Below are 23116 nucleotides of genomic sequence, written 5' to 3' on the forward strand. Positions count from 1 at the left end.
ATGGCGCGAGGGCCCCTCCTGCCTCCCGGCGCGATCTCGACCGATCACATTCCCGTCCGTTCCTCGCCCCTCACCCGGATACGATCCTTGGGCACGATCTTTTTCGGCGAGCCGGTTCCCAGCCTTAGCGATCGTGCCTAAGTTGGCTCCATTATGCGCGCAAAGCCGGCCCCGATAAATACGCCTGAAGCTCAAGACGCCGCCTCGCGCGGTTTCTCCATCGATGTCCATCGGCTCGCGGCGCCGAAGGCCGCGCCGGGCCTCCACCTGGTCGCGACTCCGATCGGCAATCTCGGCGACATCACCCTGCGGGCGCTGCAGACGCTCGCCGGCGTCGACGTCATCGCCTGTGAGGACACCCGCATCACGCGCCGCCTGACCGAGCGCTATGCGATCACGGCCCAGCTCAAGCCATATCACGAGCACAATGCGGAGGCCGCGCGTCCCAAAATCCTGGAAGCTCTCGGGCAGGGCGGCTCGGTCGCGCTGGTGTCGGACGCCGGCACGCCGCTGATCTCCGATCCCGGCTTCAAGCTGGTGCGCGAGGTCTGCGCCGCCGGCCATGCCGTGTATGCGCTGCCCGGCCCGTCCTCGGTGCTGGCCGCGCTGTCGGTCGCCGCGCTGCCGACCGACCGCTTTTTTTTCGAAGGCTTCTTGCCGGCGAAATCAGCCGCGCGGCGCAGCCGTCTTACCGAGCTCGTCCGCATCGACGCGACGCTGGTGATGTTCGAGTCAGGCAACCGCGTGCAGGATACGCTGGCCGATCTCGCCGAGATCATGGGACCGCGCGAGGCCGCGATCTGCCGCGAGCTGACCAAGCTGCATGAGGAGATTTCGCGCGCAACGCTGAGCGAGCTGGCGCGCGAGGCTGCAACGCTGGAGACACGCGGCGAATTCGTGCTGGTGATCGCTCCGCCCGCGGCCGACGCCGAGGTTCTGACATCGGACGCGCTCGATAGTCTGTTGCGCGAGCAGCTTGCCGCGCACAGCGTCAAGGATGCCGTGGCGCACGCGGTCGCGTTGTCGGGCCGGCCGCGCCGCGAGGTCTATGCCCGCGCGCTCGAGCTCGCAAAGGATTCGCGGGGCAGCGATGGCGAAGACTGAGATTCCTGCGGAACCGAAGGTCGCGTCGCCCGAGCGCGTCGCAGCGTTCCAGACCGGTATTTCCGCGGAGAGTCGTGCCGCCGCCTACCTCATGGCCAAGGGCTACCGCATTCTCGCCAAACGTTACCGCACGCCGCATGGCGAGATCGACATCGTGGCGCGGCGCCGCAACCTGATCGCCTTCGTCGAGGTCAAGGCCCGCGCCACGCTGGACGAGGCCGCATTCGCCGTGACGCCGCGCCAGCAGCAGCGCATCATCGACGCCGCCCAAGGCTGGCTCGCAGCGCATCCCGAGCATGCCGAATTCGAATTGCGATTCGACGCCATGCTGATTGCGCCGCGCTCGCTTCCGCGCCATGTGTTGGCGGCATTCGACGCCTCGACCTGAAAGGCAGCCCATGAAACTGAACGTCGCCGTCCAGATGGACCCCATCGCCCGCATCAACATCAAGGGCGATTCCACCTTCGCGCTGCTCTTGGAGGCGCAGAAGCGCGGCCATGGCCTGTCTTATTACACGCCCGACAAGCTCTCGATGGTCGGCGAGGAGCTGGTCGCACCGGTTCAGCTCCTGACCGTGCGCGATGAGCCAGGCGACCATTTCACCCTCGGCGAGCCCAAGCGCGAGGCGCTGAACGGGTTCGACGTGGTGCTGCTGCGCCAGGATCCGCCGTTCGACCTCGCCTACATCACCTCGACGCATTTCCTGGAGCGCATCCATCCGAAGACGCTGGTCGTCAACGATCCCGCCTCGGTGCGCAACGCGCCGGAAAAGCTGTTCGTCATGAATTTTCCGCAGCTGATGCCGCCGACGCTGATCTCGCGCGACCTCGATGAGATCAATGCGTTCCGCGACAAGTACGGCGCGGTCGTCATGAAGCCGCTGCACGGCCATGGCGGCGCGGCGGTGTTCCGCGTGATGCCGCAGGACATGAATTTCGGCTCGCTGTTCGACATGTTCTCGGTGACGTTCCGGGAGCCCTGGGTGATCCAGCAATTCATCCCCGAGGTAAAGCACGGCGACAAGCGCATCATCCTGGTCGACGGCGAGTTCGCCGGCGCGGTGAACCGCGTGCCGGCCGCCGACGACCTCCGCTCCAACATGGTGCGCGGCGGCGCGGCGCATGAGACCGAGCTCACCCCGCGTGAGCGCGAGATCTGCGCCACGGTCGGCCCGGCGCTGCGCGAGCGCGGCCTGCTGTTCGTCGGCATCGACGTCATCAACGGCAATCTCACCGAGATCAACGTGACCTCACCGACCGGCATCCGCGCCATCGCACGGCTCGGCGGCCCGGATGTCGCGGCGAAGATCTGGGACGTGATCGAAGCGAAGCGGAAGAAGTAGAGCTCTGCGCGCAGCCCGGATGGGGCGTTAGCGAATCTGAGACGCCCCCCACTTGCACTGGCCCCCGGATTACGCTTGCTCTCCATCCCGGCTATGGACGACGCTCGCGGCCACCTCGCACGCTAACGACGTATTCACCATGACGCCGCGCGCGTCGTGCGAACGTACGTGCCCGCGTAGGTGAAACTACGGGGCCGTTGGCCGACCCAATAACGCCGCGTTCACCATCTGCCGAAAACCAGCATCGCGGCCGGCGATCGCGTTCGGCCTCGCAACACCCCTTATACTTTTGCTCCCTACTCATCGACGCGGGGGAACACGCCAGGTGCGGTTCGAGTGCCCCGCGTAAGAGTAGAAGCGTATGAATACCGCACGCATTGTCGTTCTCGTCATCGCTCTCGGCGCCGGCGGCGTCGCTGCATATCTGGCGAGCGGCTATCAGAATCCGCCCGCGGCCGTCCTGCCCGTCGCCGAGAAGCTGCCGACGGTCGAGGTCCTCATCGCCAAGAACGACATCCAGCTCGGCCAGGCCGTGAAGCCCGAGGACCTGCAATGGCAGGCCTGGCCCGCGGCCACCGCCAGCAGCGCCTTCATCCGCCGCGACGGCAGGCCCGAGGCACCGGCGCAGATCGCGGGATCGATCGCGCGCGTGCCGTTGATGCAGGGCGAGCCGATCCGCGAGCAGAAGCTGGTCAAGGCCGAAGGCTCCGGCTTCATGGCCGCGATCCTGCCGTCCGGGATGCGTGCCGTCTCCACCGAGATTTCAGCCGAGACCGGCGCCGGCGGCTTCATCCTGCCGAATGACCGCGTCGACATCGTCCTGACCCGCCGGCTGAAGAATCCGGACGGCGGCAACACCAACGGCCCGACCGGCGGCAACGACCTCATCCTGTCCGAGGTCATTCTCACCAACATCCGAGTGCTCGCGATCGACCAGGCCCCGAAGGAAAAGGAGGGCCAGAACGCGGTGGTCGGCAAGACCGTCACGCTCGAGCTGCGGCCCGACCAGATCGCCACGCTTTCGGCCGCACGCCAGGGCGGCACTCTGACACTCGCGCTGCGCAGCATCGTCGATGCCAACGCAGTCGACGGCACGCCCGAGGACCAGGCGATCAAGCGCCCGGGCGGCGTGAACGTAATCCGTTACGGCGTCCAGGCACGGCAACTGACGTCACAGAAGTGATGGGGACAGCATGAACTACGGGGGTGATCGGACGGGCCTGCGCATTCGGGGGAAGCGCGCGCGCTCGGTCCTGGCGGGGACGATGTTGATGCTGGGGCTGCTCGCGGCTCCCGGCGTCGTCGCTGCCGCGGAAGCGCCGGTCGGCGACCAGGCGCCGATGCAGGCGTCGGATCTCGGCTTATCGTCGGTTGGGACGATCGCACCGGCGCGGTCGCGCTTTCTGTCGCTCGGCATCGGCAAGTCCGTCGTCATCGACCTGCCGCGCGAGGTCAAGGACGTGCTGGTGGCCGATCCCAAGATCGCCAATGCGGTGATCCGCTCGGCCCAGCGCGCCTATATCATCGGCGGCCAGGTCGGCCAGACCAACGTCGTGTTCTTCGCGGCCGATGGCCAGCAAGTCGCCTCCTATGACATCGCGGTGAAGCGCGACCTCAACGGCATGCGTTCGGCGCTGCGCCAGTCGCTGCCGGGCGTCCAGATCGAGGGCGTCGGCGACAGCGTGATGCTGACCGGCTCGGTGTCGAGCCCGGTCGAGGCCCAGCAGGCCGGCGACGTCGCCGCAAAGCTGGTCGGCGGCGCGGACAAGGTCGTCAACAACATCGTCGTGCGCGGCCGCGACCAGGTCATGCTCAAGGTCGTGGTCGGCGAAGTCCGCCGCGACATCGTCAAGCAACTCGGCGTCGATCTCAGCGCCAGCCTGAATGCCGGCACGGCGGTGGTGAACTTCAACAATTCCAACCCGTTCTCAGTCTCTGGCGGACCGATCGTCAGCAGCAATGGGCTCGGCGTCACCGGCCTCGCCAAGGGCGTCGCCACCGTCAACGCCACGATGCGGGCAATGGAAAGCGCCGGCGTCATGCGGACCCTGGCCGAGCCGAGCCTGACCGCGATCTCGGGCGAATCCGCCACTTTCGTCGCTGGCGGCGAATTCCCGATTCCCGGGGGCTATGCCTGCGATCCGGTCACCCACGTCTGTACCACCCAGGTCACCTACAAGAAGTTCGGCATCTCCCTGAACTTCACCCCGGTCGTGCTCAGCGAAGGCCGCATCAGCCTGCGCGTGATGACCGAGGTCTCGGAGCTGTCGAACACCAACTCGATTACGCTGACGCAGTCGGTGTCCGCGGGCTCGACCAACTCGATCACCATTCCTTCGATCCAGACCCGCCGCGCCGAAACCACCCTGGAAATTCCCTCGGGCGGCTCGATGGCGATGGCCGGCCTGATCCAGCAGCAGACCAAGCAGGCGATCAACGGACTGCCTGGTGTCGACCAGGTGCCGATCATCGGCGCGCTGTTCCGCAGCCAGGACTTCGTCAACAACGAGACCGAGCTGATGGTGATCGTGACGCCTTACGTGGTGCGCGCGGTCGCTCAGAAGGAATTGTCGCGGCCCGACGACGGCTTCGCGCCGGCCTCGGACGCACAGAGGGCGCTGCTCGGCAGGGTCAACCGCCTCTATGGCATCGCGAGCCGTGTCGATCCGGTGGCCGGCACGCCGGGCGATTTCGGCTTCATCATCGACTGAGACGAACGGTTTGGGGACCGGGCAAGGCAGGGGCAGGAGGGATCAGGGGATGACGACAACATCAGCCGATCGACGTCGCAATTTGCGGCTCGCACTGGCACTGACGGGCCTCTCCGTCATGCTCGGCGCCTGCAACACCACCGAGATCGTCACCCAGACGGTGCCGACCGATTATCGCCAGCGCCATCCGATTGCGGTGCAGGAAGGCAAGAAGTCGATCGTGATCTTCGTCGGCAAGAGCAGAGGCGGCCTCTCGGCTGCGCAGCATTCGGACGTCGCGGGCATCGCGCGGGACTGGATGCGCGAAGGCACCGGCTCGGTCGTCGTCGATGTGCCGGTCGACACCGCCAATTCGCGCGCGGCCGCCGCAACCTATCAGGAGATCCGCTCGGTGCTCACGTCCGGCGGCGTGCCGTCGCGCGCCATCGTCCAGCGGCCCTATCGCCCTGATGATCCCGGGCTGCTGCCCACCATCCGCCTGAGCTATTCCAAGATCACCGCGGTCGCCGGCCCCTGCGGGCTGTGGCCCGAAGACGTCGGCCCCAACATCCTCAACCCCGGCTACACCGAGAACCGCCCCTATTTCAATCTGGGCTGCGCCAGCCAGCGCAATCTCGCCGCGATGATCGACAACCCGGCTGACCTCGAGCAACCGCGCGCCGAGACGCCCGCCTATACCGCACGGCGCGACATCGCGTTCGATCGCTATCGCAAGGGCACGACGACGACCACCACCTATCCAGAATCCGACAAGGCCAAACTCAGCGATACCGCCAAATGACAGGCATCCACGACGAAGACGCGGACGATCCGCAGCATCCCGAGGAACACATCGCGCCGGTTCCGCGCATTTCGGTGCAAGCCTTCTGCGAGACCGAGCAGACGCTCAAGGCGGTGACGGCGGCTGGCCAGGATCGCCGGCTCGCCAAGGCCCATCTCAGCGCCAAGGACGGCGGCCTCGCCGCGGCGATCGAAGCCTATGAATCGATGCCGACGCCGAACGTGATCGTCATCGAGTCCGACGGCACGCGCGACATCCTCGAAGGACTGGACGATCTCGCCGGCGTCTGCGATCCCGGCACGCGCGTGGTCGTGATCGGCAGCCCCAACGACACCGCGCCCTATCGCGAGCTGGTGCGCCGCGGCGTCAACGATTACGTAGTCGGACCGGTCGAGACGATCGACGTGGTCCGCTCGATCTGCAGCCTGTTTTCGGCCTCCGAGGCCATCATCACCGGCCGCGTCATTGCGGTGGTCGGCGCCAAGGGCGGCGTCGGCGCGTCCACCGTCGCGCATAATCTGGCATGGACCATCGCCCGCGACCTTTCGCTCGATTCCGTCGTGATCGATCTCGACCTCGCCTTCGGCACCGCGGGCCTCGACTACAATCAGGATCCGGTGCAGGGCATAGCCAATGCGGTGCTGTCGCAGGACCGGCCGGACACGGCGCTGATGGAGCGCCTGCTCGCCAAATGCACCGATCGCCTCAGCCTCCTGGCGGCGCCCGCCACGCTCGACCGCGTCTACGATTTCAGTGCCGAAGCCTTCGACGCAGTGTTCGACACGCTGCGCATGACGACGCCCTGCATCGTGCTCGACGTTCCCCATCAATGGTCCGGCTGGACCCGCCGCGCGCTGGTGAACGCCGACGACATCGTGATCGTGGCCGAGCCCGATCTCGCCAACTTGCGCAACACCAAAAACATGCTGAGCGTGCTGAAGGCGGCGCGACCGAACGACCGGCCGCCGCTGTACTGCCTCAACCAGGTCGGCATGCACAAGCGCGCGGAGATCGAGGTCAAGGCCTTCGCCAAGACCATGGAGAGCCAGCCGATCACGGTGATCCCGTTCGATTCGAAACTGTTCTCGACCGCGGCCAATAACGGCCAGATGATCGCGGAGGTCTCCAGGACCCACCGCACCACCGTTCTGTTTCAGAACATGGCGAACCGCCTCGCCGGCCGCGGCGAGGTGAAGAAGCCAAAGCGCTCGCTGCTCGAGCCGCTTTTGAAGAAGCTGAAGGGCAAGTCGGGACGCAGCTCGGCCCCGCATCGCAAGGCGTCTTAGGCGTAGCTTATTTGAGCATGATCTTTTCGGAAAACCGCTTCACACTTTGCGCTGACGCGGCCCTTCGGGTCCGGATCATGCTCTAGGGCGGACTACCTGTCCGCCCGCTGCTGCTTTTTCGCCAGCAGCTGCTTCAGCGCCGCGACTTTGGCCGCGGCCTGGTCCGGCGGCAGATCTGCCTTGACGAGGATTTCGGCCTCGGCCTCGCGACCCTGCAATCCCAGCACGAGCGCCAGATTGGCGCGGACCCGCGCATCGTTCTGATTGCGCTGATGGGCGCGGCCGAGCACCTGTTCGGCCTTCGATAGATTATTCTGCAGCATGTAGGACAGGCCGAGATTGGACAGCACGGTCGGCTCGTTCGGCACGATCTTCAACGCCGCGGCGTAATATTGCTGGGCTTCCTCGTTGCGGCCGAGCTGGTCGAGCACAGCGCCCTGCGCCGACAGGATGCGCCAATCGGGATCCTCGGGCGAATGCGCCCGGCCGAGGACGTCGAAGGCCTGCTGGAAATTGCCGTTGTCGGCGAGCGCGCGGCCGTAGCCGGCGAGCAGCGCCTTGTTGCCGGGACGGGCGAGCACGGCCTGCTCCAGCACTGCGACCGCCTGCGCGCGCTGGCCGCTGCCACGCAGCGCCTTGCCGTATTCGAGAGCAATGGCGGGATCGCTCGGCTTGGCGCGATAACGCTCGCGAAGTGCGTCCATCTCCGGCGTGGGGTCGGCCTTGCTGTCGGACTTGCCGTCAAGCTTGGCGGCGGACTCCCGCTTGCCGCCGAGCGCACCGGTGACGTCGTCGATGCCGGCCGTCTGACAGCCGCCGAGGGCGAGGATCAGGACGGCGGAACACAGATATCCCGCCGGGGGAAAGGCGAGGAACGAACGCTTGGGCATACTCTGATCACTCGGCAACTGATCAGAGATGCTTACCGATTAACGCTAAAGTCCCGTTAAGGAGGGCGCGCGTGTTGAGGTTCAGTCGACGAACTCGGCGCCGAATTCGCAGCCGATGCGCCAGCGCAGGCGGCATTGGCGGGAATAATCAGGCGCGAAGATGATGGTGAACTGCGGCGGCACTTCCAGAAATTCCGCCACCACTTTCACGCCGCCATCCGAAATATCCGTGATCGTGCAATCCCGCGGCAGCGAGCCCGCGCCAAAATGGATCTTGGCGAGGCGGCTGCACACCCGACGTTCGCTTCTCCGGCGATTTGCAAGCATTTGAACTGTTTCACCCGTTAGACCACGGCCCATCCCGCAGCCCTAGGAGTAGCGGACATTCGTTGGAATGTGCTGAGGAGAGAAGGTGGCATTCGAGACGTAGTGACGGGACCGCATTTACGCCTGGTTAGGATTTGACGGGCCGCCAAGCGATTGTTCCCGTATTGTTCTTGCGGAAACGGCCGCGCTCTGCTACCCCTAATTGCAGCAATGGGCAGGCTGGTTCGGCATGGTTCAGCGGGTTTCTACCGTCGCCTTTGAGGGGATCGAGGCCCGTGCGGTCGACGTGCAGGTGCAGGTCGCGCCCGGCCTGCCGGCCTTTGCCATCGTCGGCCTGCCGGACAAGGCGGTGTCGGAGGCGCGCGAGCGGGTGCGCTCGGCGCTGATCGCCTCGGGGCTGGCGCTGCCGGCGCGGCGGATCATCGTCAATCTGGCCCCGGCCGACCTCCCGAAGGAGGGCAGCCATTACGACCTGCCGATCGCGCTCGGGCTGATGGCCGCGATCGGCGCCATCCCGCCGGATGCGCTGACCGGCTTCACCGTGCTCGGCGAGCTCGGTCTCGACGGCTCGATCGCGCCGGTGGCCGGCGTCCTTCCCGCCGCGATCGGCGCCAATATGCGCGAGGAAGGACTGATCTGCCCGGCGTCCTGCGGCTCCGAGGCGGCGTGGGCGAGCCCGGACATCCAGATCATTGCCGCACACTCGCTGATCCAGATCGCCAACCATTTCAAGGGCACCCAGGTGCTGTCGCGGCCGACGCCGAAGGTGCACGAGGCCGCCGCCTCGACGCTCGACCTGCGCGACATCAAGGGCCAGGAAAGCGCCAAGCGCGCGCTGGAGATCGCGGCCGCCGGTGGGCACCACCTGCTCATGATCGGCGCGCCGGGCGCGGGCAAATCGATGTTGGCCGCGCGCCTGCCCTCGATCCTGCCGCCGCTGTCGCCGAGCGAGCTGCTCGAGGTCTCGATGATCGCCTCGGTCGCCGGCGAGATCGAAGGCGGCGCGCTGACGGCGCGGCGCCCGTTCCGCTCGCCACACCATTCCGCCAGCATGGCCGCGCTCACCGGCGGCGGCGCGCGCGCCAAGCCCGGCGAGATCTCGCTGGCGCATCAAGGCGTGCTGTTCCTCGACGAATTGCCGGAGTTCGATCCGCGCGTGCTGGATTCGCTGCGCCAGCCGCTGGAGAACGGCGAGGTCGCGGTGTCGCGCGCCAATCACCGCGTCACCTACCCTGCCCGCTTCATGCTGGTCGCGGCGATGAATCCCTGCCGCTGCGGCAATGCGTTCGAGCCCGGCTATGCCTGTAAGCGCGGCCGCATCGACCGCTGCACCGCCGATTATCAGGCGCGCATCTCCGGTCCTTTGATGGACCGCATCGATCTGCGCATCGAAGTGCCGGCGGTGACCGCCGCCGACCTGATCCTGCCGCCGCCGTCGGAAGGATCGGCCGAGGTCGCCGCCCGCGTCGCGGCGGCGCGCGACATCCAGCTGGCGCGCTATGCAGATGCAGGCCTGCCCCATGTCCGCACCAATGCCGAAGCCCCCGCTTCCGTGCTGGAGGAGATCGCAAAGCCGGACGCGCAGGGTCAGAAGCTGCTGCGCGACGCCGCCGAGACCATGCGCCTGTCGGCGCGCGGCTATCACCGCGTGCTGCGGGTGGCGCGCACGCTGGCCGACCTCGACCATGCCGACAAGATCGGCCGGCTGCACCTCGCCGAAGCGCTGTCCTACCGCGCACTCGCGGAGGATGTGCGCCAGCTGGCTTGATCATTCCGCGCATCAACCCGGCGGTAACGACTTTCCTTTACGCTCTACAAACCATAAGGCCCGACGCGTTTCGGTTGTGAGTTCCCCGGGGCCTAGCGAGTAGAGCGTCATGTTGCGTTTCAAGTTCCTGGCCTCGGCTGTTCCCGTGCTGGCGGCTGCGGTGTTCGCCCGCGCCGAGATCGGATCGGTGTCGCATCCCTGCATCGCGCTGGGCGACACATCGGTCGAGCTCACCTCGCTGTTCTGGACCGCCGGTGTGCATGTTGCCTTCACCGACGATCCCGCGCAGGCCACGGTGCGGGTCCAGATCACCGAGGATGCCGACGCCGCGGATTTTGCCGTGGTCGACGACGGCCTCGGCTCCGAGCCTGACACCTGCCAGGCCAGCCCTTCGACGCGTCTCGTCTCGATCGCCGCGCAGCCGGTCGACGGCGGCCAGGTGGTCTATCTCTCCAGCGAAGGACCGGCGGATTACCGCATCTATGTGCGCTCAAAGACGTTCTCGCCGCGCGAGGCGGCTGCGCTGATCGTCGGCGCCCGCGGCGGCCACGGCCGCTTCCAGGCGGCATCGCTTTAGAGCTTTGTGTTTGAGCATGATCTCCGCGCAAACGCGTCCCGCGTTTGTCGCGAAGGAAAACCGCTGCACACTTTTCCGGATCATGCTCTGACCCGTTAACGTCTCGTCAACCCTGTTCGGAGGCGGCGCCACCGCCGCAATTTGTTCGCAAGGTCGGCGGGCCATCGTCGCACGCGGCGGCGGGGATTTCAGGCAAGGGTCGGTTGCGATGGGTCGGACGTTCCGGATCAAGGTGCGCATGCGTCGTTTCAGGCGACGGCATCCGAGGCTCGCCTTCGCGATCCGCTCCTTCATGATCTTCTCGGCGACGTTCGGCGGCGCCTATGGTTTCGTCTCCGGCAGCCGGTCCGACAATTCCGGCTACGATCCCCATACCTTTGCGATCGGTGCCAGCTTCCTGTTTGCGCTCGCCTGCCTCGGCCTTGCGACGCTGAGCATGCGCCTGCGCTTCGTCAACAAGCAGCTGCGGACGCTCGCCGCCCACAACGAAGCCCTGATCGACCGCAATTGGGAGCTGAAGGAAGCGGAAGAGCGCGCCCGCAGCCTGTTCGAGCAGCAGGGCGACCTGATCGTGCTGCGCGCTACCGACGGCCGCATCAGCTTTGCCAACGACGCCTATTGCGCGCTCGCAGGACAGGCGCGCAGCGCGCTGGTCGGCACGCGCTTCGATTTCGACGTGCTGGAGCAGGGCGACAGTGCCCGCGAGAGCAGCGGCACGCGCATCCACGACCAGAAGATCGCAACCCCGCTCGGCGCGCGATGGATCGCCTGGCGCGAGGGCTATGTCCGCCTCGATGCCGGCCAGCCCGCCGAGTTGCAGAGCGTCGGACGCGACGTCACTGACCGCACCGAGACCGAGCGCGCATTGTCCGACGCGCGCGACCAGGCCGACGCCGCCAACCGCGCCAAGTCGCGCTTCCTGGCGATGGCCTCGCACGAAATCCGCACCCCCCTGAACGGCATCATCGGTATGGGCGGCCTGTTGCTCGACACCGATCTGACGCCGGAGCAGGCGACTTATGCCAGGGCGGTGAAGACCTCGGGCGAAGCCTTGATGGCGCTAATCGAGGAGCTGCTCGACTATTCCAAGATCGAGGCCGGCAAGCTCGACCTCGATCAACGTCCCTTCGCGCTCTCGACCCTGGTCGAGGAGATCACCGAGCTGCTCGCGCCGCGCGCGCAGGCGAAGTCGCTCGAGATCGCCGCCTATGTCGACGAGCGCCTGCCGCTCGAAGTGGTCGGCGACGCCGCGCGGCTGCGCCAGGTGCTGCTCAATCTCGCCGGCAACGCCATCAAGTTCACGAGCAGCGGCGGCGTGGCACTGATCGTCGAGCCCGGCATCTGGCCGAACGAGATCAGCTTCCTGGTTCGCGACACCGGCATCGGCATCGCAGCCGAGGCCCAGCAGCGCATCTTCCGCGAATTCGAGCAAGCCGACGAGCGCGTCGCCCGCACCTATGGCGGCACCGGCCTTGGCCTCGCCATCAGCGAGCGCATCGTCAAGCGCATGGGCGGCCGGATCACGCTCACGAGCGAGCCGGGCAAGGGCTCGACCTTCGAGGTCGCGGTGCCGCTTCCGCCGTCGCAAGGCGGCGCCGGGCAGACCGCATTTCCGAGTCCCGACCTCACCGGCAAGTCGATGCTCCTCGTCGCCGACGGCATCGAAGCCTCGCTCATCGCCCGGCGCCTCGAACGCTGGGGCAGCCAGACCTGCCTGATTGCAGATGCGGCGGTCGCCGAAGCATTGCTGCCGGAACGCTCCTGGCACGCGGTGCTGATCGATCGGGCGATCGGTCCAGCCGCAGCCGATCAGCTCGGTGAGGCCGCCCGCGCGCATGCCTTGCAGCGCCTCGTGCTGCTGACGTCGAGCTCGCGCCACGAGAAGCTGTCGCCGGCTTTCACCGGCTTTCTGGTGAAGCCGCTGCGCGCGGCCTCGCTCGCCGCACGCCTTGCCCTGACGCCGGAGGTCGCCTCGCCCGATCTCGCGCCGGAGCCGCCACCGGCCTCCGCCGGCCCCGCGCCAGCGAAAGGCCTGTCGATCCTCGTCGCCGAGGACAACGAAATCAACGCCTTGCTGATGCGCTCGCTGCTGACCAAGCTCGGCCACCGCGTCGTCATTGCCGTCCATGGCGAGGCCGCGCTGGAATCCTGGCTCGCCGCCTCATCGGCCGGCACGCCCTACGATCTCGTGCTGATGGACATCCAGATGCCGCAGCTCGACGGCATCGAGGCGACAAAGCGCATCCGCGCGCACGAGGCCGCGCTGGGCGATTCCCAGACGCCGATCCTGGCGCTCACCGCCAACACGCTGGTGGAGGATCGTTATGCCTGCTTCGAGGCAGGCATGAACGGATTTCTGATCAAGCCGGTCGACCGTGAGAAGCTCGAGGAGGCGCTGGCGGGCCTTGCCGCGTCCCGGCACCAGACGGCTCCGGATCTCACGGGAACCTGATCTCGTCTGACGATCGCAATTGAAATCGAGCGCGTTGCGCGTCACGATCACTCCGGGGGCATTTTGCAACCAAAGGATTTTGCGCATGAACGTGCTTTGCCGCCTCGCCCTGATTGTTCTCCTGGCTGGAATCTCCCGCCACGCAGCCGCCGACACACCGGACCTCATCTCGTCGCTGAAGCAGGGCGGCTACGTCCTGATCTTCCGACACACCCGCGACTGACGACAGCCAGAAGGATGTCTATCCCTTCAAGTTCGACGACATGAGTGCCCAGCGTCAGCTCAGCGAGAAGGGCAGGGACGCGGCGCGCCAGATCGGGACGGCGGTCAAGGACCTCGCGATCCCCATCGGCGACGTCTACACCAGCCGCCTGAACCGCGCGGTCGAAGCCGGCAAGCTGATCTCCGGCCGTGAGGTCAAGCCGGTCGATGCCCTGACCGACAGCAGCAACGCCAGCGCATCGGGAATGGCAAACCCGACCGGCGCCAATACCAAGGCCGGGCAGGCCGTGCGTCAGCTCGTCGATGCGCCGCCGCAGGCCGGCACCAACACCGTCCTGGTCACCCACAAGACCAACATCGCCGATGCCTTCGGCAAGGACGCCGGCAACGTCGGGGAAGGCGAGGCCTTCGTCTACAAGGCCGGCGGCTCGGGCCCCGCCACCTTCGCAGGTCGCATCACGCTTGCGGATTGGATCGCGAAAGCGGGCAGGTGAGGACCTGCCGCTCCGCCACGATGTTGTGCTACGGACATCATCTGGCGAACGAGCGAAGAGCTGGCGAACACGTGAGAACATCGGAGAATCGTTCATTCCTCATCCTGCTCGGCGCGATCTCCGTCGCGTTCGTCTGGGTGCTTTGGCCGTTCTCCGGTGCCGTGTTGTGGGCCACGCTGCTGGCCATCATCTTCGCCCCGTTCTATCGGCGGGTCCTGAAATCCGTGCCCGAAAAGCACAACCTTGCCGCCCTCGCCACCGTCATCGTGGTGGTCGTCATGGTCCTGATCCCCGTGGCGATCATCATCGCGTCGCTGATCGACCAGGGCGGGGAGCTGTATCAGCGCGTTCAGAGCGGGGAGATCAGCCTGGCTCATCCCCTGCAGCAGCTGAAATCCGCGCTGCCCGCCTGGGCTGCGTCGCTCGGGGACCGCCTGGCCGGCATCGATCTTTCGGCCCTGAGGGAACGCCTGTCGGGTCTGGTCGTCCCGGCCGGCCAACAGCTGGCCGGGCACGCGATCAACATCGGTCAGGTGACGCTGGAGTTCGTCGCAAGCCTGCTCGTGATGCTGTACCTGCTGTTCTTCCTGCTGCGCGACGGTGACGAGCTCAATGCCCGCATTCGCGAGGCGCTCCCGCTGAGCCCGAGCCATACCGCCGAAATTCTCGATGTCTTCACCCTGGCGGTTCGTGGAACGATCAAGGGCATCGTTCTCGTCGCTTTGATACAGGGAGCGCTCGGCGGGCTCATCTTCTGGCTGCTCGGCCTCACAGCGCCGCTGCTGGCGGGCGCACTGATGGCGCTGCTCTCGCTGCTGCCGGTGCTCGGCTCCGCGCTGGTCTGGGTTCCGGTTGCGCTTTACCTGCTTGTTGCAGGTTCGGTCACGAAGGGCCTCATCCTGCTCGCTTTCGGCACCTTCGTGATCGGCCTTGCGGACAATTTTCTCCGCCCGATCCTGGTCGGCCAGTCGATCCAGATGCCGAGCTATGTCGTGCTGCTTGCCACGCTGGGCGGCCTTGCGACGTTCGGAGCGAACGGGTTCGTCATCGGCCCGCTCGTTGCTGCGATGTTTCTGACGACTTGGCACATCTTCGTCGTCGGGAAAGCGCGAGATGACGTCCGAAAGTGACCTTCATTCCTTGGCCGGCCGGTCTAGGATCTCGCGCACACGCAGCGCCAGCTTCGCTTGCGAGACGGGCTTCTCGAGAACATCGACCCCTTCATCCAGGCGGCCCTGGTGGACGACGGCGTTCCTGGAATATCCGGTCATATAAAGAGTCTTGAGTCCCGGCCGAATCTGCTGCGCCCGTCTCCCGAGCTCGCGACCGTTGATTCCGGGCATGACGACATCGGTTAGAAGCAGATCCACTCTCGGCTCCTCCTGGAGCAGAATCGTCAGAGCGCCTTGAGCGCTCGGCGCGGAGAGGACGCGATAATTGAGGTCGCGCAGGACATCGCACACATAGGCCCTGAGGTCGGCATCATCCTCGACAACGAGAAGGGTCTCAATCTTCTCGCCTTCGGGCAACACGTCTTCCGGCTCGTTGGCAGGCGCCCGGCTCGTGCCGAGATAACGAGGGAAGTACATCTTGATGCTCGTGCCGTGGCCGACCTCGCTGTAGATCTTCACGTGCCCGCCGGATTGCTTGACGAAGCCATAGACCTGGCTGAGACCGAGTCCCGTGCCGTGCCCCGGCTCTTTTGTCGTGAAAAAGGGCTCGAAGGCATGATCGAGCACCTCGCTCGACATTCCGCTTCCGGTGTCGGTCACACAAATTACGACGTACTGACCTGGCGACAGCTCGGGATTGATGCGGCTGTAATCATCATCGGCCGAGACATTCACGGCCTCGACGGTGAGCTTGCCGCCGTCCGGCATGGCGTCGCGGGCGTTGATGGCGAGATTGATGATCGCCGACTCCAGATGGTTTGCGTCGGCTTCGATCTGCCACAGGCCCGCGCTCCCGACAGTCTCGACTTCGATCCGTTCGCCGAGCGTACGCTGCAGGAAATCCTGCACGCCGTTCAGGAAGTTGTTGACGTTGATCGGCTTCGGATCAAGTGCCTGGCGGCGCGAGAAGGCAAGCAAGCGGCTGGTCAGCGCCGCAGCTCTCTGGGCACCACGCTTGGCGTGGCCTAGAGCGCGCTGGAGATTGCCGCTGCCGGCCAATTGGCGGGCATTGCGCTCCGCAGTCTCGATGTTGCCCAGCACGATCATGAGCAGGTTGTTGAAATCGTGCGCGATGCCGCCGCTGAGCTGTCCGACGGCCTCGAGCTTCTGCGAGGCGAGCAGTTGCTCCTGAACCTGCTTGAGCTCGTCCTGTGCGCGCTTGCGTTCGGTGAGATCGCGCGTGACCTTGGCGAAACCGATGACCTCGCCTGTCTCGCCGACGATTCGATCGATGATGACGGAGGCCCAGAAGCGCGTTCCATCCCTTCGTAACCGCCAGCCTTCGGCCTCGAAGCGGCCGTGCTCGCGAGCTTCTGCCAACGCGCGCTTGGGGACTCCGCTTGCGATATCTTCCGGCGTGTAGAACCGGCTGAAATGCTGCCCGATGATCTCATCCGGAGCATAGCCTTTGATGCGCTGAGCCCCTGGATTCCAGGTCGCGACGTTGCCCTGCGGGTCGAGCTGGAAAATGGCATAGTCGATCACGGCCTCGATCAAGCGACGGTAGCGTCGCTCACTCTCGAGCAGCTCGGCGTGCGCTTGCTGCCGCTCGGTGATATCCCGCGTCACCTTGGCAAAGCCGATCAGGCGGCCCTGCTCGTCCCTAATCGCGTCGAGGACGACGAGGGCCCAGAACCGGCTGCCGTCCTTGCGCACCCGCCAGCCCTCGGAATGGAAGCGCCCTGTCTCACGCGCTGTCGTCAGCGCCCTGTCGGGCAGGCCCGCGGCGCGATCCTCGGGCGTGTAGAACGCCGAGAACGACTTGCCGACGATTTCGCCTGCGGAATAACCCTTGAGACGCTCGGCCCCCACATTCCAGGTCCGTACGATCCCATCGGTATCGAGCATGAAGATCGCATAGTCGACGATCGCGTTGACCAGCAGCTCGAGGCGGCGCCCGTCCTCGAGCTGGTCGAGCGGCGTTTGACTCATACGGATCCTCGAGACAGAACAGGGCGGGGTTGCTTAACGAATAGGCAGCAGCAAAGTTCCCCACAAGGACTAAGAATACCTCGGCCTGATGCACTCTCGACCGGCTGCGGGCGCAGCCGAAGCCCGACGCAGCGGCTTCTGGGCCATTATGCTGCGTGGGCGTGGAATCGCGGCGCCGAAAGTCGACCGGGCGGTCCCTGAGTGCCCCTTGGAGACCGTATCTGTCCGGGCGGCGCGCTTGCAATGCGGGCACACAAAAAGGTGGGCGATGACCGGGACCGGCTCGTCCGCGAGCAATTCGGAGCGATACCACCTCATCTCGACTTGGCAGTCCGGACATGTCGGCGCTTCGAGATGCTCTGCAGCGCTTCTGAGACGATCAACCATGGCCCCTCTCGTTTTCGAAGGCCATAACGGAATACCCTTTGCCGGTCTGCATCAAAAGATACTCAGCTGGAAAATTGCGATCGGCTCGGCTGTCCGGCTGGCTAGAGCCGCCTGAGCGCCACGCTCTCCACGGTGTGGTCGGCGCCCTTCTTGAGGATCAGCGTCGCACGGGGCCGGGTCGGCAGGATGTTATCCTCGAGATTGGCGAGGTTGGTACGCTCCCAGATTGCGATCGCGGTCGCGGTGGCTTCCTCGTCCGACAACAGCGCGTAGCGGTTGAAGTAGGATTTCGGATCGGTGAATGCGGTGTCGCGCAGCGCCAGGAAGCGCTTGATGTACCATTGCCGCAGCGCCGCCTCGTCGGCGTCGATATAGACCGAGAAATCGAAGAAGTCGGAAACCACCGGCACCGCCTTGCCATCGCGCGGCAGCTTGCCGGTCTGCAGCACGTTGACGCCTTCGACGATCAGGATGTCGGGCTGGTCGATCTCGGCCCATTGGTTCGGCACGATGTCGTAGGTCAGATGCGAATAGACCGGCGCACGGACGTGGCGACGGCCGGCCTTGATGTCGGAGAGGAAGTTGAGCAGCATCGGCAGATCGTAGCTCTCCGGAAAACCCTTCTTCTGCATGATGCCGTGCCGCTCGAGCACCGCGTTGGGATAGAGAAATCCGTCCGTGGTGATCAGCTCGACCTTCGGCCGCGGCGACCAGCGCGCCAGGAGGGCCTGGAGCACGCGTGCCGTGGTGGATTTCCCGACCGCCACCGAGCCGGCGACGCCGATGATGTAGGGCACCTTGCGATCCCGGATGTTGAGGAACTGGCGCTCGGCGTAATACAGCCGCTGCATCGCATCGACGTAGATCGACAACAGGCGCGACAGCGGCAGATAGATGTCTTCGACCTCCTGCAGGTCAAGGCGATCGTGCAGCGAACGCAGCCGGTCGAACTCGCCCGGCTCTAGCGTCATCGGCGTATCGTCGCGCAGTCGCGCCCATTCCTCGCGCGTATAAACGCGGTAGGGATTGTACTGCTGCTCGGGTGCGCGGATATCCATGACGCCGCCTTTCCGTTGCGATCTATTCGCCCTTGCCTAGCCGCCCTTGCGCGACGCCTTCTCTTCCAGCCCCGACATCGAGGTCCGCTTGTCCAGCGCGGCCTCGACCTCTTCCAGCTTTATGCCGCGCGCCTTCAGCAGCACAAGGAAATGATAGAGCAGGTCGGCACTTTCAGCGATCAGATGCGCGCGATCGTTTTCGACTGCAGCGATTACGGTTTCGACTGCTTCCTCGCCGAACTTCTTGGCGCAATGCTCGGGGCCTTTGTCGAGCAGCTTGCGGGTATACGATGCTTCGCCGCTGGACGCTGCGCGGGCGTCGATGGTTTCGGCCAGATCATGGATCGTGAAACGCGGCATCGGACTCACTCGGAAACACATGGGACCACGGCGGCCATCCCCAGCCACCAGCGTAGCATTCTTATGAACGGGAGTCGTCAGGCATCGAGGCGCATCGGCAGCCCGCGTCGCGCCATGTGCTCCTTGGCCTCACGAATCGTAAATTCCCCGAAATGGAAGATCGAAGCCGCCAGCACCGCCGTGGCGTGCCCGTCGCGGATACCGTCGACGAGATGGTCGAGATTACCGACGCCGCCCGAGGCGATCACGGGAACGGGAACGCTGTCGGCGATCGCCCGGGTCAGCGGAATGTCGAATCCCTGCCTTGTGCCGTCGCGGTCCATCGAGGTGAGCAGGATCTCGCCGGCGCCGAGTGAAACCACCTCCTGGGCGTATTCGATCGCGTCGATGCCGGTCGAGTTGCGCCCGCCATGAGTGAAGATCTCCCAGCGGTCGCCGCCCGGACGCTTGACGCGCTTGGCGTCGATCGCGACCACCACGCACTGCTCGCCGAATTTTTCCGCGGCTTCCTTGACGAATTCGCGCCGCGCCACCGCGGCGCTGTTGATCGACACTTTGTCGGCGCCGGCGCGCAGCAGCGTCTTGATGTCGTTGACCTCGCGCACGCCGCCGCCAACGGTGACAGGCATGAAGCAGGCTTCCGCCGTGCGACGGACCACGTCCAGCATGATGCCGCGGTTCTCGTGGGTCGCGGTGATGTCGAGGAAGGTGAGCTCGTCGGCGCCGGCGGCGTCATAGGCGATGGCGGCTTCGACGGGATCGCCAGCATCGCGCAGATCGACGAAATTGACGCCCTTGACGACTCGGCCGTCCTTGACGTCGAGGCAGGGGATCACGCGCACCTTGAACATGGGTCAGCTCCTGCGCGCGTCGCGGATCAAGGTGAGGGCGGCGGCGGAATCGAGCCGGCCGTCATAGAGCGCGCGGCCGGCGATCGCGCCGGCGAGCTTCTTCGCGCACGGCGTCAGCATGGCTTTCACGTCCTCGATCGAGGCGAGGCCGCCGGAGGCGACCACGGGAATCGAGATGGCATCGGCCAGCGCGATGGTCGCCTCTAAGTTCAAGCCCTTGAGCAGGCCGTCTCGCGCGATGTCGGTGAAGATGATGGCGGCAACGCCCGCATCCTCGAAGCGCTTGGCGATCTCGAGCACCGTGACCTGCGACGTCTCGGCCCAGCCTTCGACCGCGACCTTGCCGTCGCGCGCATCGAGCCCGACCGCGACCCGCCCGGGAAATTTCTTCGCCGCAGACTTCACCAGCTCCGGATCGCGCACCGCGGCGGTGCCAATGATGACGCGGGTGATGCCCTTGTCGAGCCAGGCTTCGACGGTCGCGAGATCGCGAATGCCGCCACCGAGCTGCACCGGAATCTTGATCGTCTTCAACATCGCCTCGACCGCCCCGGCATTCACCGGCTTGCCGGCGAAGGCACCGTCGAGGTCGACGACGTGGAGATATTCAAAACCCTGCTCGGCAAAGCTCTGCGCCTGCGCGGCCGGATCGAGGTTGAACACGGTCGCGCGCGCCATGTCGCCTTGCTCGAGGCGCACGCACTGGCCGTTCTTGAGGTCGATCGCGGGAAAGAGAATCACGGTTTCCATCGCAAGAAGTTCGAGATCAGGGCCAACCCAAAGCGCTGGCTCTTCTCGGGGTGGAATTGCGTGCCGATGGCGGTGTCCTTGCCGACGATCGCGGTGACGGGCCCCCCGTAATCGGCGCGCGCGAGCACGTCCGCCTCGCTGGCGGGATTGAGGTGATAGGAGTGCACGAAATAAGCGTGCTGGCCCTTCGGGCCGAGCGGCAGCTTGTCGAGCACCGGATGCTCCCTGAGCACCTCGAGCGTATTCCAACCCATGTGCGGGATCTTCAGGCCTTCATCGCGCGGCGTGATCTTCTCGACGTCGCCGCCGATCCAGTTCAGGCCCTCGGTGACGACGTGTTCCTTGCCGCGGCTCGCCATCAGCTGCATGCCGACGCAGATGCCGAAGAACGGCCGCGCCTTGACGCGCACCGCTTCGGTGATGGCCTCGACCATGCCGTTGACGGCATCGAGCCCGCGCCGGCAATCGGCGAAGGCACCGACGCCGGGCAGCACCAGGCGGTCAGCCTCGTAAGCCTGGTCCGGATCGCTGGTAACAAAGACCTTTTGCGGGCTCTCCAGGCTGCGCGCGGCGCGCTCGAAGGCTTTCGCGGCTGAATGCAGATTGCCGGAACCGTAATCGATGATGGCGACGCTCATCTTGACCCTCCCGGTTCTGGAAACAACCCAATGATGCCGCCGGCTGGAATGGGCGGCGGGTTCGAGAATGGCTGACCCGGCACATTGCGGGTCGGCGGCGGGCCGCCGCGATCGACGGCCCATTGATCGCCAGCGCTGCCGTTCTGCTTCTGGCTCCAGCGCTCGAAGAAGCGGCGCTCCGCAGTATCGCTGTCGTCGGCGACGACGATGTCGAGCTGGCGCCATTTGCCGCGCGACAAGGTCCAACGGCGCAGGCTCGAGGCTTCGAGGCCCATCAGCAGCGCGACGATGCAATCGGCGAAGAAGATCGAGGAGCGCCCGACGCCGAGGCTCGACAGCCCGGCGTTGAACGCGGCCAGGAAGATCAGATAGCCGATCAGCGCCAGCCACAGCCGATTCCACAACAGCCAGAACGGACCGAAGATCATCGCCCAGAAATGGAAGCCGTCGCGCACGAACACGATCCTGTCGGTCGCGCGCGGGTCGGCTCCTGCGGGTGAGGGAGCGTGAACTGTGTAGACAGGCATGGTGATGCCCCGTTCTCGAAATTCAGTGATGCCGCCAGCAGCCTTCGCCGCAAGACGGAAGATGTCAGCCGCCGAGCGAGCCCTTGGTGGACGGGATTTCGCCCGCCGCCTTCGGATCGATCGCCACGGCCGTGCGCAACGCCCGCGCCAGACCCTTGAAGCAGGACTCGGCGATATGATGGCTGTTATCGCCATATAGGGTCTCGACGTGGAGAGTCACGCCGGCGTTGATGGCAAAGGCCTGGAACCATTCGCGCACCAGCTCGGTGTCGAACTCGCCGATCTTGTGCCGGGGGAAGTCGGCCTTGAACACCAGGAACGGGCGGCCCGAGATGTCGATCACCACGCGCGTCAGCGTCTCGTCCATGGGCATGTGCACGCCGGCGTAGCGGGTGATACCCGCCATGTTGCCGAGCGCCTGCTTGACCGCCTGGCCAAGCGCGATGCCGGTGTCCTCGGTGGTATGGTGATAATCAATGTGCAGATCGCCCACCGCCTTGACCGTGAGGTCGATGCGGGAATGGCGGGCGAGAAGATCGAGCATATGGTCGAAAAAGCCGATGCCGGTCGCGATATTGGCCACGCCGGTGCCATCGAGGTTCACGGAGACCTCGATGTCGGTTTCCTTGGTCTTGCGCTTGATCGTCGCGGTGCGCATTGAAAGCTGGCTTTCATCCTAGCTAGGGAGCCGAAAACGCCAGTCTCTTAACAGCCAAATGACACCTTCGCTACTGCGGGAACGGCCGGCCGGACCTCTACTTCTGCCTATGGTGAGCGAAATTCGGCCCGGAACGGCCCGTTGTGCCCTTGGTCCCGACCGCCTAAATCAGGCCGGACAGTGAGGTATTCATGCAGGACTCCCAGAACAGCTCGCCGGGCTGGCACGGCACCACGATTCTAACGGTCCGCAAGGGCGGCAAGGTGGTGGTCGGCGGCGACGGCCAGGTCTCGATCGGCCAGACCGTGATCAAGTCCAATGCCAAGAAGGTCCGCAAGCTCGGCAAGGGCGACGTGATCGGCGGCTTTGCCGGCGCCACGGCTGACGCCTTCACGCTGTTCGAGCGGCTCGAATCCAAGCTCGAGCAATATCCGGGGCAGCTGACCCGGGCGGCGGTGGAGCTCGCCAAGGACTGGCGCACCGACCGCTATCTGCGGCGGCTGGAGGCCATGATGATCGTGGCTGACAGGGACGTCTCCCTGGTGCTGACAGGCACCGGCGACGTGCTCGAACCCGAGGCCGGCGTGATGGCGATCGGCTCCGGCGGCAATTACGCGCTGGCGGCGGCCCGGGCTCTGCTCGACACCGACAAGGACGCCGAGACCATCGTCCGCCGCTCGCTGGACATCGCCGCGGACATCTGCGTCTACACCAACCGGAATCTGACGATCGAGAGCCTGGCTACGGGGTAGGGCGGAGGGGTCATTTGTCCGAGTGCCTCTCCGCACGATCGGTGCAACCTCTCCCGCTTGCGGGGGAGGTCGGCGC

Annotated in this window: 22 protein-coding genes and 1 pseudogene; 13 read left to right on the forward strand and 10 right to left on the reverse strand. The window is 65.6% G+C overall.

Translation table 11 applies throughout. The features are described from left to right. Positions 1–153: 153 nt before the first annotated feature. From rsmI to ABIA40_RS30550, 7 genes are all read left to right on the forward strand, one after another. A complete protein-coding gene (rsmI, locus tag ABIA40_RS30520; protein WP_271543288.1) occupies positions 154–1104 on the forward strand; it encodes a 16S rRNA (cytidine(1402)-2'-O)-methyltransferase in 951 nt (316 codons plus the stop codon). Beyond that, a complete protein-coding gene (locus ABIA40_RS30525; RefSeq protein ID WP_036003220.1) occupies positions 1091–1492 on the forward strand; it encodes a YraN family protein in 402 nt (133 codons plus the stop codon). The genes rsmI and ABIA40_RS30525 overlap by 14 nt, the downstream gene beginning before the upstream one ends. 10 nt (positions 1493–1502) lie before the next feature. Beyond that, positions 1503–2447, forward strand: a complete 945-nt coding sequence (gene gshB, locus ABIA40_RS30530; RefSeq protein ID WP_404544940.1) for a glutathione synthase — start codon at positions 1503–1505, stop codon at positions 2445–2447. Positions 2448–2808: 361 nt separating this feature from the next. Further along, positions 2809–3630: a Flp pilus assembly protein CpaB gene (cpaB, locus tag ABIA40_RS30535; protein WP_275511735.1), complete on the forward strand. Its 822-nt coding sequence runs from the start codon at positions 2809–2811 to the stop codon at positions 3628–3630. 10 nt (positions 3631–3640) lie between these two features. Then, complete coding sequence (locus ABIA40_RS30540) at positions 3641–5158, forward strand: type II and III secretion system protein family protein (protein WP_157285177.1); 1518 nt, start codon at positions 3641–3643, stop codon at positions 5156–5158. Between the two features lie 49 nt (positions 5159–5207). After that, entirely contained in the window at positions 5208–5939 is a 732-nt protein-coding gene (locus ABIA40_RS30545) for a CpaD family pilus assembly protein (RefSeq protein WP_157285176.1), read from the forward strand. After that, positions 5936–7225, forward strand: coding sequence for a CpaE family protein (locus ABIA40_RS30550; protein ID WP_404544942.1), 1290 nt, complete (start codon positions 5936–5938; stop codon positions 7223–7225). The genes ABIA40_RS30545 and ABIA40_RS30550 overlap by 4 nt, the downstream gene beginning before the upstream one ends. Before the next feature lie 92 nt (positions 7226–7317). Here the strand turns inward: ABIA40_RS30550 and ABIA40_RS30555 are convergent, their stop codons facing one another. Both ABIA40_RS30555 and ABIA40_RS30560 read right to left on the reverse strand, forming a co-directional pair. Continuing rightward, positions 7318–8115: a tetratricopeptide repeat protein gene (locus ABIA40_RS30555; protein WP_157285175.1), complete on the reverse strand. Its 798-nt coding sequence runs from the start codon at positions 8113–8115 to the stop codon at positions 7318–7320. Between the two features lie 81 nt (positions 8116–8196). Further along, positions 8197–8442, reverse strand: a complete 246-nt coding sequence (locus tag ABIA40_RS30560; RefSeq protein WP_018644993.1) for a PilZ domain-containing protein — start codon at positions 8440–8442, stop codon at positions 8197–8199. Between the two features lie 229 nt (positions 8443–8671). Between ABIA40_RS30560 and ABIA40_RS30565 the strand changes: the two genes are divergently transcribed. The 5 genes and pseudogenes from ABIA40_RS30565 (at position 8672) to ABIA40_RS30585 (ending at position 15085) form a co-directional block, all read left to right on the forward strand. Further along, positions 8672–10210, forward strand: coding sequence for a YifB family Mg chelatase-like AAA ATPase (locus ABIA40_RS30565; protein WP_404544944.1), 1539 nt, complete (start codon positions 8672–8674; stop codon positions 10208–10210). Between the two features lie 109 nt (positions 10211–10319). Continuing rightward, positions 10320–10787, forward strand: a complete 468-nt coding sequence (locus tag ABIA40_RS30570) for a hypothetical protein (RefSeq protein ID WP_271543273.1) — start codon at positions 10320–10322, stop codon at positions 10785–10787. 208 nt (positions 10788–10995) lie between these two features. Further along, entirely contained in the window at positions 10996–13239 is a 2244-nt protein-coding gene (locus ABIA40_RS30575; RefSeq protein ID WP_404544947.1) for an ATP-binding protein, read from the forward strand. 85 nt (positions 13240–13324) lie between these two features. Beyond that, a pseudogene (locus ABIA40_RS30580) lies at positions 13325–13955 on the forward strand (histidine phosphatase family protein). A 71-nt stretch (positions 13956–14026) separates the two neighbouring features. Further along, positions 14027–15085, forward strand: a complete 1059-nt coding sequence (locus ABIA40_RS30585; RefSeq protein ID WP_271543267.1) for an AI-2E family transporter — start codon at positions 14027–14029, stop codon at positions 15083–15085. A gap of 3 nt (positions 15086–15088) precedes the next feature. Here ABIA40_RS30585 and ABIA40_RS30590 read toward each other — a convergent pair whose 3' ends face one another. From ABIA40_RS30590 to hisB, 8 genes are all read right to left on the reverse strand, one after another. Beyond that, entirely contained in the window at positions 15089–17059 is a 1971-nt protein-coding gene (locus ABIA40_RS30590) for a PAS domain S-box protein (protein WP_404544950.1), read from the reverse strand. Positions 17060–17547: 488 nt separating this feature from the next. Continuing rightward, positions 17548–18504 carry a type I pantothenate kinase gene (gene coaA / locus ABIA40_RS30595; RefSeq protein ID WP_404544952.1) on the reverse strand — a complete coding sequence of 319 codons (957 nt, stop codon included), beginning with the start codon at positions 18502–18504 and terminating at the stop codon, positions 17548–17550. 36 nt (positions 18505–18540) lie between these two features. Further along, the gene (locus ABIA40_RS30600) at positions 18541–18864 is read right to left on the reverse strand and encodes a phosphoribosyl-ATP diphosphatase (protein WP_404544955.1); all 324 of its coding nucleotides are present in this window, start codon (positions 18862–18864) and stop codon (positions 18541–18543) included. Positions 18865–18941: 77 nt separating this feature from the next. Next, on the reverse strand, positions 18942–19715 hold the full coding sequence (hisF, locus tag ABIA40_RS30605; protein WP_057025778.1) for an imidazole glycerol phosphate synthase subunit HisF: 774 nt from the start codon (positions 19713–19715) through the stop codon (positions 18942–18944). Between the two features lie 3 nt (positions 19716–19718). Next, positions 19719–20456, reverse strand: a complete 738-nt coding sequence (hisA, locus tag ABIA40_RS30610; RefSeq protein ID WP_404544957.1) for a 1-(5-phosphoribosyl)-5-[(5-phosphoribosylamino)methylideneamino]imidazole-4-carboxamide isomerase — start codon at positions 20454–20456, stop codon at positions 19719–19721. Further along, on the reverse strand, positions 20453–21103 hold the full coding sequence (gene hisH / locus ABIA40_RS30615) for an imidazole glycerol phosphate synthase subunit HisH (RefSeq protein ID WP_404544960.1): 651 nt from the start codon (positions 21101–21103) through the stop codon (positions 20453–20455). Before hisH ends, hisA begins: the two co-directional genes overlap by 4 nt. After that, entirely contained in the window at positions 21100–21630 is a 531-nt protein-coding gene (locus tag ABIA40_RS30620; protein WP_157285168.1) for a DUF2628 domain-containing protein, read from the reverse strand. Before ABIA40_RS30620 ends, hisH begins: the two co-directional genes overlap by 4 nt. Before the next feature lie 64 nt (positions 21631–21694). Beyond that, positions 21695–22288, reverse strand: a complete 594-nt coding sequence (gene hisB, locus ABIA40_RS30625; protein ID WP_036044988.1) for an imidazoleglycerol-phosphate dehydratase HisB — start codon at positions 22286–22288, stop codon at positions 21695–21697. A gap of 191 nt (positions 22289–22479) precedes the next feature. Between hisB and hslV the strand changes: the two genes are divergently transcribed. Next, entirely contained in the window at positions 22480–23040 is a 561-nt protein-coding gene (gene hslV, locus ABIA40_RS30630; RefSeq protein ID WP_036003154.1) for an ATP-dependent protease subunit HslV, read from the forward strand. Positions 23041–23116: the final 76 nt, after the last annotated feature.

This window comes from Bradyrhizobium sp. USDA 223 (genome assembly GCF_044909005.1).
Classification (GTDB): Bacteria; Pseudomonadota; Alphaproteobacteria; order Rhizobiales; family Xanthobacteraceae; genus Bradyrhizobium; species Bradyrhizobium yuanmingense.

Excerpts from the sequence above, each read along its gene's own strand:
- rsmI (WP_271543288.1), top strand. The coding sequence starts at position 154 with ATGCGCGCAAAGCCGGCCCCGATAAATACGCCTGAAGCTCAAGACGCC.
- ABIA40_RS30525 (WP_036003220.1), top strand. The coding sequence starts at position 1,091 with ATGGCGAAGACTGAGATTCCTGCGGAACCGAAGGTCGCGTCGCCCGAG.
- gshB (WP_404544940.1), top strand. The coding sequence starts at position 1,503 with ATGAAACTGAACGTCGCCGTCCAGATGGACCCCATCGCCCGCATCAAC.
- cpaB (WP_275511735.1), top strand. The coding sequence starts at position 2,809 with ATGAATACCGCACGCATTGTCGTTCTCGTCATCGCTCTCGGCGCCGGC.
- ABIA40_RS30540 (WP_157285177.1), top strand. The coding sequence starts at position 3,641 with ATGAACTACGGGGGTGATCGGACGGGCCTGCGCATTCGGGGGAAGCGC.
- ABIA40_RS30545 (WP_157285176.1), top strand. The coding sequence starts at position 5,208 with ATGACGACAACATCAGCCGATCGACGTCGCAATTTGCGGCTCGCACTG.
- ABIA40_RS30550 (WP_404544942.1), top strand. The coding sequence starts at position 5,936 with ATGACAGGCATCCACGACGAAGACGCGGACGATCCGCAGCATCCCGAG.
- ABIA40_RS30555 (WP_157285175.1), bottom strand. The coding sequence starts at position 8,115 with ATGCCCAAGCGTTCGTTCCTCGCCTTTCCCCCGGCGGGATATCTGTGT.
- ABIA40_RS30560 (WP_018644993.1), bottom strand. The coding sequence starts at position 8,442 with ATGCTTGCAAATCGCCGGAGAAGCGAACGTCGGGTGTGCAGCCGCCTC.
- ABIA40_RS30565 (WP_404544944.1), top strand. The coding sequence starts at position 8,672 with ATGGTTCAGCGGGTTTCTACCGTCGCCTTTGAGGGGATCGAGGCCCGT.
- ABIA40_RS30570 (WP_271543273.1), top strand. The coding sequence starts at position 10,320 with ATGTTGCGTTTCAAGTTCCTGGCCTCGGCTGTTCCCGTGCTGGCGGCT.
- ABIA40_RS30575 (WP_404544947.1), top strand. The coding sequence starts at position 10,996 with ATGGGTCGGACGTTCCGGATCAAGGTGCGCATGCGTCGTTTCAGGCGA.
- ABIA40_RS30590 (WP_404544950.1), bottom strand. The coding sequence starts at position 17,059 with ATGAGTCAAACGCCGCTCGACCAGCTCGAGGACGGGCGCCGCCTCGAG.
- coaA (WP_404544952.1), bottom strand. The coding sequence starts at position 18,504 with ATGGATATCCGCGCACCCGAGCAGCAGTACAATCCCTACCGCGTTTAT.
- ABIA40_RS30600 (WP_404544955.1), bottom strand. The coding sequence starts at position 18,864 with ATGCCGCGTTTCACGATCCATGATCTGGCCGAAACCATCGACGCCCGC.
- hisF (WP_057025778.1), bottom strand. The coding sequence starts at position 19,715 with ATGTTCAAGGTGCGCGTGATCCCCTGCCTCGACGTCAAGGACGGCCGA.
- hisH (WP_404544960.1), bottom strand. The coding sequence starts at position 21,103 with ATGAGCGTCGCCATCATCGATTACGGTTCCGGCAATCTGCATTCAGCC.
- ABIA40_RS30620 (WP_157285168.1), bottom strand. The coding sequence starts at position 21,630 with ATGCCTGTCTACACAGTTCACGCTCCCTCACCCGCAGGAGCCGACCCG.
- hisB (WP_036044988.1), bottom strand. The coding sequence starts at position 22,288 with ATGCGCACCGCGACGATCAAGCGCAAGACCAAGGAAACCGACATCGAG.
- hslV (WP_036003154.1), top strand. The coding sequence starts at position 22,480 with ATGCAGGACTCCCAGAACAGCTCGCCGGGCTGGCACGGCACCACGATT.